Genomic DNA, 13,389 nt, shown 5'->3' with positions numbered 1-13,389 from the left:
CCTCTGAGGATTGCGGGACAGCCCTCAGTCGTGCCTGCGGGCGATCTGCACGTTCTCCAACACGCCGAGCGCGTCCGGAACGAGGACGGCGGCGGAGTAGTAGGTGGTGACGAGGTAGGAGATGATCGACCGTTCGTCGATGCCCATGAACCGCACCGACAGGCCCGGTTCGTACTCCTCGGGCAGACCGGTCTGGTGCAGACCGATGACGCCCTGGTTGTCCTCGCCGGTACGCATGACAAGGATCGAGCTGGTGTTCTCCTTGGTGATGGGGATCTTGTTGCACGGCAGGATCGGCACCCCGCGCCAGGCCGGGACCTGCTGCCCGCCGAGGTCGACGTGGTCCGGGTAGAGCCCGCGGGAGTTGAACTCACGCCCGATCGCAGCGATCGTCCTGGGATGGGCGAGGAAGAGCTTGGAACCGCGGCGGCGGCAGAGCAGCTCGTCGAGGTCGTCCGGGGTGGGCGGGCCGGAGTGCGTCTGGATGCGCTGTTTGAAGTCGGCGTTGTGGAGCAGACCGAACTCCCGGTTGTTGATCAGCTCGTGCTCCTGGCGCTCGCGCAACGCCTCGATGGTGAGCCTGAGTTGCTCCTCGGTCTGGTTCATCGGCCCGTTGTAGAGGTCGGCGACCCTCGTATGGACCCGCAGAATGGTCTGTGCGACGGAGAGTTCGTACTCGCGCGGCTTCAGTTCGTAGTCGACGAACGCGCCGGGCAGTTCCGGCTCGCCGGTGTGGTCGGCCGACATGGCGATCTCGGCCTCGCCGTGACGGTTCTGCCGCTGGAGGGGCAGTGAACTGAACTGCTGGATGTGGGCCTGGAGGCTCGGTGCAGTGGACAGCACGGCGGCGAAGTCGCCGCGGGACAGGGTGAGCAGGGTGCCGGCGGTATCGGCTGTGGCCGTGTAGTCCCACCGGGCGTCCGCGTCCAACAGGGCGTTCTCACCGAACCGGTCGCCGTCGGCGAGTACGGCGACGGCGACCTCGTCCCCGTACTTGCCGACGGAGGTCTGGCTGATGCGGCCGTGGGCGATCAGGTGGATCTGTTCGGCGGGCGTACCGCGCTCGACCAGCGTTTCGCCGGCACGGAATTCACGCTGGACGCACCGGCCGGCGATCGCGGTCAGCACCTCCACGTCCTCGAAGCCGCGCAGCAGGGCCAGTTCACCGAGTTCGCGGGGGATCACCCGGACGTCGGCACCGTCCTGAACGAACTCCACGCGTCCGTCGCCGACGGTGTAGCTCAGCCGACGGTTCACCCGGTAGGCGCCACCCTTGGCCTCCACCCAGGGGAGCGTGCGCAGCAGCCAGCGAGAGGTGATCTCCTGCATCTGCGGCGCGGACTTGGTCGTGGTGGCGAGGTTGCGGGCGGCCGCCGTGCTCAGGCTGGACTGCTGCGGCGGCTCCAGCTGTGCTTCCGGGCTGGTGTCAACAGACATCGGGCGGGGTCTCCTTCGTCAGGGCTGTGGTTGGCGTGCGTGCGCGTCACGCGGGAAACGTGCGTGCACGTCACCGGGAAAGAGGAAAAGTGGGGGCAAACGTCTGGGAATCCGTCCAGATCCCGGGAAACAGTAAAGGCCGGTGCACCCGATCAGCCCTGAGAAGCCGTGGACATTAGCTCGATGCGATGATCTTGCCCGCCGGGAGGTTTGCCGGGCCGGTCGGCGGTGCTCGGACACGGTCGGCGCTTCCCTGCGGACGGCGGCAGCCCGAGAAGGCCGGTGGCGGCCGCGAGAAAGGGCGGAGCCGTGTTCGCCGTCGGAGCGTCCGATGCCGCGTGCTCAGAAGATCGCGGTGGTCCAGGGGCTTCGTCGCTGTCGGTGAGGCGCGCGTGAGAGGCGAGGAACCCCCGTCGGCCGGTGCTGACGGGGGTTCTGCATGCGGCGACGCGTTGCGCCTTACGGTGTTCGACAGGGCTTGGCTGTGCTCCGGATCGCTGTTGCCGACCGGCATGGCGGCTGTTGGCCGTCGCTGGGACAAGGCTGCCGTAGGAGATGTGGATTTGTCGGAGAACGGTCAGATGTGGATGTGTCGAGAAGGGATGTCCTCGGGCCGGGGTCCAGGCGGGAATCCCGGCCCGATTACGGCGGGCCGGGATTCTGTGTCGTGTGCCTGGCCGGAGGGTCCCGGCCCGATTACGGCGGGCCGGGGTTCTCCGGTGTGCGCATCGGGCGGTTGCTGGTTCTAGTAGCCGCCGAAGTCGCCGCCGCCGTAGCCGCCCTCGCCGTGGTGGCGCTTGACGACGCGGAAGCTGGCGATGACTCCGTTCTTGACCTTGACGCCGTCGTTCATCTTCTCGTGGTGCTTGCCCTTCTTGTGGTCGCCCTTCTCGCAGTTGTCGTCCTCGTCCTCGTCCTTGCCCGGGCGGACGTTGTTGGCGGTGCTGCGGGGGCCGACGGTGGCGATGGGGGCTCCGTTGTCGCACACGGCTCCGCGGAAGACCTCGACCTCGTTGCGGCTGTCGTTGCGGATGTTGAAGCTCTTGGCGCCCAGGCCGCTGACGGCGACGATGCAGCCGTCGGGGCGGCCGGAGTACTCGCGCTCGTTGATGTGGATCCTGCCCTCTTCGTGGTGGCGGCGCTTGCCCTCGCGCTCGTTGCCCCGGCGCTCGTTGCCTTCGTTGCCCTTGCCTTCGTTGCCCTTGCCCGTGTTGTTGCCCTCTCCGCCCATGGGGGTCTGGGCGGGGAGGGTGACCGGGGCCACCTGGTCCTGGGCGGCGGGGGCGGCGGTGGCGTAGGTGATGCCGGTCGCGGTCAGTGCCGCGGCGGCCGCGACGGCCGTGGCGATCGCTTGGGAACGGGTCATGATCATGTCGCTTGTTCTCCTTCTCGGACTCAGAGACAGTCCCGCTGTGACAGCCGGTGCGTAATTGAACGTACTAACACCCCCTATTCCTGTCATATCGAGCAAATCGGGACTCCGGCTTCATGGGGCTGATCGGGTGTGCAGGGTTCCTCCGCGCCACTCTCGGCAGCTATCTGAAAGATCGTCAAAACTATGTAAAAGCTTGGATGCTGAGCAGCGATTAGCCCTTGCAGGTGATCTTCTGACGCCTGCTCACCCGCTGTGGCGGTGGGGCGCCGGGAAGTGTCGGCACGTCGCTGCTTGACATGTGGCCTGTCGTCAAGTGTGCGCAGAAGCCTGCGGGCGGGAATTTCTCCTGTACGGGGCGGGGTGTTGCGGGCTGATTCGTTGTGGGTTGAACGTTCACCGGGCTGCGGGTGAGGCAGTGCGACCGACTGCGGAAGGTCATGCGGGAACGGGGTGGAACGGGCCCGGCGGGGGCGGCGGCGGTGCCTGCCGCCGGCGGACCGGGTTCTCCCGGTGGCCGTCTGCTGCCGGACCAACCTGACCATGCGGCAGTTCGCGCCGTTGTTCGGCTGCTCGTGGGCCACCCCCTGCCGGGTCGTCCAGCGGCTGCGGCCACTCATGGCGATCGAGTCGGCCACCCGCCCTGCCGACGCCGTGCGACGGCTGCGGATCGTGGACGGCACCGCGATCCCGGTCCGGGACCGGAAGATCGGCGCCTCCTCACACAACCACCGCTACTCCGCGAACATGCAGGTCGTCATCGACGCCGACACCAAACTCGTGATCGCGACGGCCCGCCCGGCACCCGACAACACCGCGGACGCCAAAGCATGGCGGGACTCCGGGCCGGCGACGGTCTGCCACGGCGCAACGGTGCTCCGGGACGGCGCCTGCATCAACACCGGACTCGTCGTCCGTCGTCCCCCACCGCGAACGACCCGGCCGCCCACTCCTGCCCGGCCAGGAAACGGACAACGCGGAACATCGACGCGTGCGGGCCCGCGTGGAACGCACCCTCGCGCGCATGAAGCACTACACCATCCTCCGCGACTGCCGACAGCGCGGAAACGGCCTCCACTACGCAGTCCAAGCCGTCGCCACCCCGCACAACCACGCCCTGACGGCGTGATCCACAAAGGCGCAGAAGCCGGTTCGGCCTGCCCGGTCCCAGGCTTCCGCAAGACGCTTCAGGGCCTGGCTCTCGGACCTGGCTGTGGAGTTGTCAGGGGTGAGCGTACCCAGTAGCGCGGAACTGGCCTCCGGCTGGTGCCGGAGGCCAGTTCACTGTGGGGTCGTCGACCGGGTGCCGGGTGCCGGGTGCCGGGTGCGGGGTGCGGGTCGGCCCAGCTGATGGCGTTCAGCATCGCTTCTTCGACGTGGTCGGCGGCGTTGCGGTGGCCGAGGGCGCTCGGGTCTACGAAGGACAGCTGGTCGGACGAGGCGATGAAGCCTTCCGCCCGCTTGCCCGCGTCGCAGACGCTGTGGTTCCGGGAGGAGCCGTAGAGGTTGACGAAGCCGGCGGCTTCTGCGTGCCGGTCGACGCCACAGCGCGGCCGTGACGTCGACCGATGGTCGGGCCTCCGCTCGATGGACGTATGGCCGTCACGGACCGGCGGAATCAGTGGATCAGTGAGGCAGGGTGCCCGGGTCGGTCGCCCAGTCGGTGTCAGCGCGGTCCCTCAACCCGAACGACAGGGAGCCGCCCCGGCGCACGAGCGAGCCGTTCACCCAGGAGGAGTCGTGTTTCCTGTCGTCGAGGGTCACCGCGTCCACGTACAGGTGGGTGCGGGATGTCCCGGGAGCGTCGATCGTGATGTCCGCTCGGTCGCCGACGCCCGCGATGACGGCGTGCGGGAAGACCGGAGCACCCAGCAGCAGGTCGGCCGAGCCCGGCGCCTTCGGGTAGATGCCGAGCGCCGCGAAGACGTACCACGCCGACATCGTGCCGAGGTCGTCGTTGCCGGGGAGACCGGCCGGGCCCGTCCCGTACACGGTGTCGACGATCTGGCGGACGGTCTCCTGGGTCTTCCACGGCTTGCCCAGTGCGTTGTACATCCACGGAGCGTGGATGCCCGGCTCATTGGTGGGGTCGTAGCGCAGCTGGTCGCCGCCCCGCACGGACCAGGAGCCGTCGGGCTTGTGGAAGAAGTCGTCCAGGCGGGTCGCTGCCTTGTCGCGTCCGCCCATGGCAGTGGCAAGTCCCTGGACGTCCTGCGGCACCATCCACACATAGGTGGCGGCGCTGCCCTGGGCGAAGCCGAGACCGGAAGCGGGGTCGAACGGGGTCACCCAGGAACCGTCGGCGTTGCGGGCCTGGATGTAACCGGCGGTCGGGCCGGCCGCGGGGTTGAACACGTTCCGCCAGTAACCGCCGCGCTCGCTCAGTGTCCGGTGCTCCTCGTCACGGCCCAGCTGCTGGGCCCACTGCGCGAGAGCCGCGTCGGCGACGGAGTCCTCGAGCGTCTCGGCGGCGCCGCCCCAGCAGTGGCACTGATCCTGGGCGGCGTAGCCGGACTTCATGTACTGGGCGAGGTTGGGACGATTGCCCTCGCACTGGCCGGGACAGCCCGCGTCGGACAGCCCGGACGGGTGCGGCACGGTGGCCTGGCGGTACAGGGAGTCGAAGGCGCCCCGGACGTCGAAGTTGCGCACGCCCATCGCGTAGAACGTCGCCAGGGTGGCCGCCGAGGGGTCGCCGGTCATCACGTGGGTGGCGCCGCTGATGTGCACCCAGCGGTCCCAGATCCCGTCGTTCTGCTGCGCGAAGTTGTACAGCGACTGGGCGAAGTCACCCGCGACACGCGGCTTGAGCAGGGCGAGCAGCTGCACCTGGGCCCGGTACTGGTCCCAGCCGGAGAAGTTGCTGTACTGCGCCTTCTGGCCACGGGCGAGGGCGTGGACCTTGCGGTCCATGCCCACATAGGTGCCGTTGCGGTCGCTGATCAGGTTGGGCTGCTGCAGGGCGTGGTAGAGGGCGGTGTAGAAGGTGGTACGGCGGTCCTCGTCGCCACCGCTGATCTTGACGGACTTCAGCGCCCGGTCCCAGGCCCCCTTCCCGGCCTTCGCCACGTCCTCGACGCTCGCGTTCGGGGCGATCTCGCCGCGCAGGTTCGCCTCCGCACCGGCCAGGGAGACGTAGGAGATCCCGACGCTCATGTGGACATCGTTGTCATGCGCCGTGTCGAAGGAGACGTAACCGCCGGATCCCCGGCCGGCCCGGTCGGAGCCGGTCAGGTAGCCCTCGCCGCCGTCGGCGCTGGTGGACCCGGGGGAGAGCTGGTTGTCGCGCCAGGTACCCACGCCGGAGAAGCTGCGGTCGAAGGCGGCGGTGAAGTACAGGCGGTAGTAGCTCTTGCGGTTGTTGTTGGGGGTGCCGCCGTTGGCGCGACGACCGCAGAACGCGCCGGTCTCCACCCAGCCGGTGACCTTGTTGTGCGCGGTGTCGATGTCGACGTGGGCGTCCTCGCTGCCGTTCAGGGAGTTGGAGACCCGGAACAACAGGCTGGCGGGCTTGTCCGCGGGGAAGGTGAAGTCGGCCACGCCGGCGCGCTCGCCGACCGCCAGGTCGGTGGTGACACCCGAGTCGAGCCCCACGCGGTAGCGGCCCGGCTCGGCCGTCTCGTCGGTGTGCGAGAAGTTCGCCGCGTACTTCGCGTCCTTGGTGTCGGCGGTGGGTGAGGAGTCCACACTGCCGGCGAACGGCATGATCGGCACGTCACCAGCTGCTCCGGGGTGACACCCCGCGCCGTTGACGTGAGTGAGGGAGAAGCCCCGCAGTCGGGTGGTGTTGTAGGAGTACCCGTTGGCGGCGGCGGTGTTGGTCTGGTCGCCCGCGGTGCTGGTGGGCGACCAGGCGATCATCCCGAACGGCACATTGGCGCCGGGGTAGGTGTTGCCGCCGTTGCTGGTGCCGATGAGCGGGTCCACGTACTGAACGGGGTGAGAAACCGGGTTCGCCGCGGTGGAGTCGGCCATGGCCGCGGGACTTCCCAGGAGCGGGAGGAGCAGCCCGGCCGAGATCACGGCGACGCCCACGGCGGTGGCCGGACGGTGGTCCCGTCTTCTCCGGAACTTCTTCATGATGAAGCACTTTCCTTTCGTGCGTACTTGGAACTCCGGGTGTCCCTTGTGGAGTACAAGTTCCCGGAACGATCGTGAAGATAGACAGGAGGCGCAGGCGCGAGGAGGCCCTCGACGCTACGTCGGGTGAATTCGTCGTGAATCGTGGCCTGCCGAGGTGTGACGACCCGGCGGGTGCGGGCCGGGCCCCCGAGGGGGTGCGTGTGCGAGTCCGGCCGTGGCGCGCGCCGCCGCCCGCGGGCTGCGGCGGCACTCACACCCCGATGACCGAGCCGCAGACAGCTGAGAGTTCCGGCTCGCTCTCGCCTCGCGCTCCGGCCTGGTCCGTCGGGAGGCCGGCAACCACGGGATCGGAAGCAGGTTCTCATCGGTCAAAAAAGCTAGAAGACTTCGAAGTTGGCCATCATCGCCATGTCTTCGTGCTCCAGGTTGTGGCAGTGGAAGACGAAGCGCCCCCGGTAGTCGGTGAATCTGGTGATGACGGCGACCGCCTCGCCCGGGCTGAGATCGACGGTGTCCTTCCAGCCCGCGTCGTAGGGGCCGGGAGCCTCGCCGTTGCGGGAGAGTACCTGGAAGTGCGCCAGGTGAAGGTGGACCGGGTGGTGGAAGTCGCTCGTGAACCGCCAGACTTCCGTCGCGCCCAGCCGAGGGGTGGCGTCGGCCCGCATCGGGTCGAAGGGCCGGCCGTTGATCGTCCAGCCCTCGTCGCCCTGGTCGCGGAAGGCGAAGGTACGAGTCACCGACGCGCGCCCCGGGTCCAGACGCTCGATGCCCGACAGCCGCGCGGGCACGGCGCTGTCGTCGGTGGCGCGCCGGGCGATCCGGAAGCGCATGACCGCGGCGGTGGTGCCGCTGCCGAGCCGGTTGACGAGGGTGACCTCATCGCCGACCCGGTACCGGGAGAAGTCGACGACGACGTCGAAGCGTTCTGCGGGCGCCAGTACGATCGCGTCGTGCGCTCTCGGGGCCGCCAGCAGGCCGCCGTCGGAGCCGATCTGCACCAGGGCGCCGCCGCCCGCGGGCTGGGGGGCCAGCTCCAGCCGGTAGCGGCGTGCGTTGGAGGCATTGAGGATGCGCAGCCGGTAGCGGGCGGCGTCGACTTCCAGGACGGGCCACGGCGCACCGTTGACCAGGATCACGTCGCCCAGAACCCCTTCGACGTAGTCCTGCTGCACGCCCGGGGTGTGCAGCAGGGTCGGGTCGGTCGCGGGGTAGCGGAAGGAGCCGTCGGCGGCGAAGGCCCGGTCGGTGATCATGAGGGGCATGTCCCGGTCCCCGCGCGGCAGCGGCAGGGCCTCCTCCTCGTCGTCGTGTACGAGATGAAATCCGGCCAGTCCGCGCCAGACGGAGGCGCCGGTGAAGTCCATGCGGTGGTCGTGGTACCAGAGCGTGGCGGCCCGCTGCTGGAGGGGGTACTCGTAGACGCGTGAGCCGTGGGCCAGGCTGGCCCGGTGGTCGTGGTGCGGGAGCGGGCCGGTGAACCCGTCCGGCAGGATCAGATCGGTGGGGTAGCCGTCGCCGGCCGACGGGGTGTGGCCGCCGTGCAGGTGTACGACGGCGGGCACAGGAAGCGCGTTGCGGTGACGGACGACGGTCCGCCGACCGCTGCGGGAGACGAGGGTGGGCCCGGGGAAGATCCCCTCGTACCCCCAGATCTCGGTGGTGTGGCCGGACAGGATCTCCTGGGTCGCGGCCTTCTGCGTCACTTCGTAGTAGTCGGTGGTGGCGTCCTGACGCGGGGTCAGTACCGGCGGTACCGGCAGCGGGACCCGGTACGGGGCGGGCAGTGGGAGCAGGCTGCGCAGCAGTTCCCCGGTCTGGACGCCGGTGGCCAGCCGCGGTATCTGTGTGCCCACCGCTGCCAGGGCGGCCGCCCCGCCCAGGGCGCCGAGGAGGCGGCGGCGCGGTATCGCCGGCCTCACGAGACCTCCTTCGCGGGTCGTGACGCCTCCGGGGACGTGCCGGGCCGCGGCACCCTCCCGGACATTGACTCGGCGTCACCGGGCGCGGCCGGGACGGGGCCCGGGGGCAGGTGCCGCCACACCTGGATCAGGAGCAGCAGCCCGGCGGCAATGAGCGTCACGCCCAGCGGGACGTGCACCCCCAGGGTCCGCTGGTAGCCGAGGACGGCCTGCCCGGCCTCGGCCCCGAGCATCACGGCGCTGACCGCGGCCGGCCAGCCCGGGCCATGGCCGGGGCGCCAGTACAGCACCGCCACCACGACCTGCACGAGGCCGACGGCGACGATGACGTCGGCGTCGACCGCGTGCGCGGTGAGCATGTCGTAGTCGCCGGACAGGAACCGCCCGGCGAGGACTGCCTGGGTGAACAGGGTCGCGGTGTGCACCGTCGTCACCGCGCGCAGTGCACCGCGGGCCCGCGCGGGGCGCCGTCGCGGGTCTGACGACTCGCGCGTTCCGGTGCCGCCGGGCTCGGCGGAGGCCAACGACGGCTGCATGGGCGTCTCCCCTGGGCAGTGGGTGATCGGCACGCAACCGTAGTCCGCGCCCACATGCGCGTCTACGCCTGGACGTAGAGGGCCGAGCCGCCCGCTCTCGGACGGCTCCCTGATCTCCGCGTGCAGAGTGGTCCGGGCGCAGGGCATCACACCGGTCATCGCCCGCCGCGGAGTACAGCACGGCTCCGGCCTCGGTGTTCACCGCTGGGTTGTCGAGCGCACCGTCGCCTGGTTCCACGGCTTTTGACGCCTTCGCGTCCGCTGCGAAAGACGCGACGACATCCACGAAGCCACGGCCTCTTCGCGGTGGGGTGCGGTGGCGGCGCCGTGTTCGTCCTTGCCGCCGCAGGCGACCGTGGTGCCGACCCTCTCGGAGCCATGGGGTAAACGCCAAGAGGGCCCGGGACAGCCTTTAGGCGCAGGCGTTCCAGCCCACCGAGGCGCGGTGGTGGCGCCCCGTACGGCCATGACCTTCCGGCTTGGATGCGGCCGGGTTGGGGGTATTGGTTTGGATCTCTTCCGAGAGGATCTCCGCTTCGTCAAGGTCTACGGCCGGAGTGCTGGGAGCTCGTCCGGCACAGTTCCTGACCCACGAGTGTGATCATGGACTGCTGGGTGTCCTGGCCGCCGTCACTCGTGACGTACACCGCGACGGTCCGGGCCCCGTCTCTGGTGGCGCCACCCCAGGTGACATAGCCGAGGAGTTCGCCCCGATGGCCGAAGTAGCTGCCTCCACAGGGCAACGGAATCTCGGCAAGGCCGAGTCCATATCTCACGCCCAGCTCGGGCGCGGGCACGGTGGTCGTCATCTCGTCGAGCTGCGCCGGAGCCAACAGACGGCCGCCGAGCAGCGCGGCGTAGAACCGGTTCAGGTCATGCACGGTGCTGACGATCGAGCCGGAGCCGACGGCCATACTCGAATTGAGCTCCGTGACGTCGATGCCGCTGTCGGTGCCGAACGCGGCATAGCCCTGGGCGTGCGGGCCCGGGATGGAAGGGAAGACACCGGGCGTACTGGTGTCCCTCAGGTCGAGGGGGCGGACGATCCGGTCCTTCACCTCCTGTTCCCAACTCCGGCCGACGGCCTTGTGGATGATCATCGCGGCGAGAATGTAATTGGTGTTGGAGTACGACCAGCCATCGCCCGGGGAGAACGTGGGAGCGTGCCGCATCGCCAGGCCCACCAGCTCCTCGGGGGTGTACGTGCGAAACCGCTCGGCGCGATAGCCGTCCGCGCTGTTCAACGCGGATATATCCGGCCCGACATCAGGGATGCCGCTGGTGTGCTGCAGCAACTGCCGCACAGTGATCCGGCTGCCGTCGTTGCCGTTGCCCCGGACCACGCCGGGCAGCCACTGCTCGACGGTGTCCTCCAGGGACATTCGCCCCTCGCCGACGAGTTGCAGCACAATCGCGGCGGTGAAGGTTTTGGTGGAACTGCCGATCCGGAACCTGCCCTCCCGGGGCATCTTTCTCTTTGTGTTCATCTCGGCCGTCCCGGCGTACGCGCTGTCGCGTGCGTCCGCTGACGTCACCTCGGCGTGCACACCGACGGCCCCGGTGTCGCGGATCGCCTCAACCTGCCGTTGGAGCGGATCGGTCGGCTGCGGCTTCGCCGCCGCCGTGGGCGCGATGGATGCGGCGAGGACAGCTGTGGCCAGGCTGGTCAGGACGAGCAGGTCTCGCCGACGCCTTCTTGACCCCTGCATGACGACCTCTTCTCCGTTCGAGTTGCGCGCGTTCAGGGACCGTTCAGGCTGCGGCCCGCGACTGTGTCGCCCCCGGAGCCGGCGGTCGGCGACCATCCCACCAGCGAAGGAGGGATCGCCCCATCCGGCTTTCCCCCTGATGTACCGGTGCACTGTCCTCAGGGCAGAGCAGGGGGTTACCCCTCCATGGATGCTGAGGCTCGACCCCGTCCAGCAAGATCGTGATCTTGCCGATGGTGGGTGGCTGAGCGCGATAGCTGCCACCGGCCTCCCGCTTCGGTCTCCCGTCCGCATGGCCAGCCCGGCGGGAGACACGCACCGGCACTCGTGTCGATCCCCCCAGGGTGGGACAACGCTTCGCGTCAAGTTGCCGACAGCCAGGGCACTCCTGCCCCGCTCGTGCAAGCAGACAGGATTTGAAACACCTAGTTTTCGTCTTATTTGACATCAAGGCATGTCTTCACTCATCCCATTGGCCCATATCGTCGTGGAGCACGACAGTTGCCGGTGATTCAGGGAAAGGGCGTGCTCGGCATGGCGGATTGGGTGAAAGTCGCGGGCAGTCTCAGCGCCGTCTCGGCGGGGTCCAGAACGACGCTGTGGGGCGTGAACGGGGCGACCGCCATCTATCGGTACACGAACTACGACGCCAACCCGTTCATCAACATCCCCGGGGGGTTGAGTGACATCGGTGCCGCGGCAGACGGCACCGTGTGGGGGGTCAACGGCAACAACCAGATCTACCGGTACGCCGGAGACCAGGGGTCCACGAACTGGGTGGGCATCAACGGGAGTCTGGTCCGCATCGATGCGGGATCCAGGACGAATGTGTGGGGCGTGGACTCCGCCGGTGCCATCTACCGGTACACCAACAACGACGCCAACCCGTGGATCAAGATCCCTGGCGTCGCCGTCGACATCGGCACGGGTGCCGACGGCACCGTATGGCACGTCAACGGCGGCAACCAGATCTACCGGTACATCGGGGACCAGGACAGCTCGACCACGTGGAAGAGCGTCCCCGGCAGTCTCAAGCGCATCGCGGTGGGCTCCAGGACGAACGTGTGGGGCGTCGATCCGGCCGGCAGCATCTACCGGTACACCAACAACGATTCCAGTGGCGCCAACCCGTGGATCAAGATTCCCGGCGTCGCCACCGACATCGCCGCGGGCGCCGACGGTACTGCGTGGCACGTCAACAGCGCCGGCGAGATCTACCGGTACATCGGCGACCAGCCGAGCTGATTCCGGCTCCGTGCGGGCCTCTTGCCGGGATGGGCCGGGGCCCGCCCGGACGACTCGGCCGTCCTCCGCGTCGTCGGGTTCGTGCAGGGAGCCGCAGGCCCGCGCCCGGCCCGGCGCCTCATCCCGGTCAGCCATCCGGCCGCCCCGCGAGGACACCCACGGGCCGCACCCGGCACGCGAGGGCGACCGGCAGGCGCACCACCCGCAGCAGTCCGGGCCGCACCGCGGACGAGACTGCGGCGGTCCTCGCTCGCGGCGGACATGCCCGTGCTCACGCGCCGGCCGGACCGGTGCGGCGGGTGCGCCATCTCTCCGCGCAACCGGGGAACTGCATACGGTTCGGGTTCGACTGCCGAGAGGACGCGCGCCTCTTCGCGCGCGGTGGGGCCGGGGCCGCCCCGGCGCGGGAGCGGCCCCGGTGTGCGCTAGGCGGCCGGTGCCAGGGCCTTTGCCTCGTCGCGCTCCAGCTGTGCGGTCAGGGCGGTACGCGCGCGGGCCACCCGGGAGCGGACCGTGCCGACCGGGCAGCCCGCCGCGCGGGCGGCCTCGGCGTAGGAGAGCCCGAGCAACTGGGTGAGGACGAACGCCTGTCGGCGGTCGTACGGGAGCGCGGCCAGGAGTTCCTGGAGCGCCACCCCTTCATCGAAGCCGGGCAGACCTGTCGGCTGGGCGCGCTCGACGGTCGCGCGCCAGTCGTCGGTGTCGGCGAGCAGGGGACGCGCGGCGGCCCTGCGGAAGTCGTCGACGACGGCGCGGCGCGCGATGGTGAGGAGCCAGGTACGGGCCGAGGAGCGGCCCTCGAAGCGGTGCAGGGTGCGCAGCGCGCGCAGGAACGTGTCCTGCGCGAGGTCCTCGGCGGCCTGCGGGTCGGCGGACAGGTGGGCCACGTACCGCACGACGTCGCGGTGCAGGGCCCGCACGAAGGCGTCGGCGGCCTCGCGGTCCCCGGCGCGGGCGGCGAGCGCCCAGCCGGTCGAGACGGTGTCCTCCGCCGTCCTGTCGCGCGGGACGGAGGCGCACTGTGACCCGCGCAGGGCGGGCAGTGTGGTGTTCATCGCCAGGTGTGTCCTTCACGGATCGGTCCGGCA

General features: G+C 69.5%; 8 protein-coding genes and 2 pseudogenes. 3 read left to right on the top strand and 7 right to left on the bottom strand.

What is annotated here, in order from left to right:
• Positions 1–24: 24 nt before the first annotated feature.
• Both ACIRP2_RS29865 and ACIRP2_RS29860 read right to left on the bottom strand, forming a co-directional pair.
• Positions 25–1,437 (bottom strand): family 2B encapsulin nanocompartment shell protein, encoded by a 1,413-nt coding sequence (locus ACIRP2_RS29865; protein ID WP_404255625.1) that lies wholly within the window; start codon positions 1,435–1,437, stop codon positions 25–27.
• Positions 1,438–2,182: 745 nt separating this feature from the next.
• The gene (locus ACIRP2_RS29860) at positions 2,183–2,809 is read right to left on the bottom strand and encodes a hypothetical protein (protein ID WP_404255623.1); all 627 of its coding nucleotides are present in this window, start codon (positions 2,807–2,809) and stop codon (positions 2,183–2,185) included.
• 342 nt (positions 2,810–3,151) lie between these two features.
• Between ACIRP2_RS29860 and ACIRP2_RS29855 the strand changes: the two are divergent.
• Positions 3,152–3,938, top strand: a pseudogene (locus ACIRP2_RS29855) (transposase family protein).
• 497 nt (positions 3,939–4,435) lie between these two features.
• Here the strand turns inward: ACIRP2_RS29855 and ACIRP2_RS29850 are convergent.
• From ACIRP2_RS29850 to ACIRP2_RS29840, 3 genes are all read right to left on the bottom strand, one after another.
• Entirely contained in the window at positions 4,436–6,889 is a 2,454-nt protein-coding gene (locus ACIRP2_RS29850; RefSeq protein WP_404255621.1) for a GH92 family glycosyl hydrolase, read from the bottom strand.
• Between the two features lie 380 nt (positions 6,890–7,269).
• Positions 7,270–8,811, bottom strand: a complete 1,542-nt coding sequence (locus tag ACIRP2_RS29845) for a multicopper oxidase family protein (protein WP_404255619.1) — start codon at positions 8,809–8,811, stop codon at positions 7,270–7,272.
• Positions 8,808–9,347, bottom strand: a complete 540-nt coding sequence (locus ACIRP2_RS29840; RefSeq protein ID WP_404255617.1) for a hypothetical protein — start codon at positions 9,345–9,347, stop codon at positions 8,808–8,810. Before ACIRP2_RS29840 ends, ACIRP2_RS29845 begins: the two co-directional genes overlap by 4 nt.
• Before the next feature lie 124 nt (positions 9,348–9,471).
• Between ACIRP2_RS29840 and ACIRP2_RS29835 the strand changes: the two are divergent.
• A pseudogene (locus ACIRP2_RS29835) lies at positions 9,472–9,591 on the top strand (IS5/IS1182 family transposase); the annotation flags it as partial.
• A gap of 295 nt (positions 9,592–9,886) precedes the next feature.
• On the opposite strand, the gene ACIRP2_RS29830 reads toward ACIRP2_RS29835, so the two are convergent.
• Positions 9,887–11,056 carry a serine hydrolase domain-containing protein gene (locus ACIRP2_RS29830; RefSeq protein ID WP_404255615.1) on the bottom strand — a complete coding sequence of 390 codons (1,170 nt, stop codon included), beginning with the start codon at positions 11,054–11,056 and terminating at the stop codon, positions 9,887–9,889.
• Positions 11,057–11,590: 534 nt separating this feature from the next.
• On the opposite strand from ACIRP2_RS29830, the gene ACIRP2_RS29825 reads away from it, so the two are divergent.
• Positions 11,591–12,301, top strand: coding sequence for a tectonin domain-containing protein (locus tag ACIRP2_RS29825; RefSeq protein ID WP_404255711.1), 711 nt, complete (start codon positions 11,591–11,593; stop codon positions 12,299–12,301).
• 425 nt (positions 12,302–12,726) lie between these two features.
• Here the strand turns inward: ACIRP2_RS29825 and ACIRP2_RS29820 are convergent, their stop codons facing one another.
• Positions 12,727–13,356: a sigma-70 family RNA polymerase sigma factor gene (locus ACIRP2_RS29820; protein ID WP_404255613.1), complete on the bottom strand. Its 630-nt coding sequence runs from the start codon at positions 13,354–13,356 to the stop codon at positions 12,727–12,729.
• Positions 13,357–13,389: the final 33 nt, after the last annotated feature.

The sequence above is a fragment of the Streptomyces sp. NPDC101194 genome, from assembly GCF_044767885.1.
Classification (GTDB): Bacteria; Actinomycetota; Actinomycetes; order Streptomycetales; family Streptomycetaceae; genus Streptomyces.
Note: the sequence above shows the minus strand (reverse complement) of the source record. Positions and strands in the feature narration are given on the sequence as shown.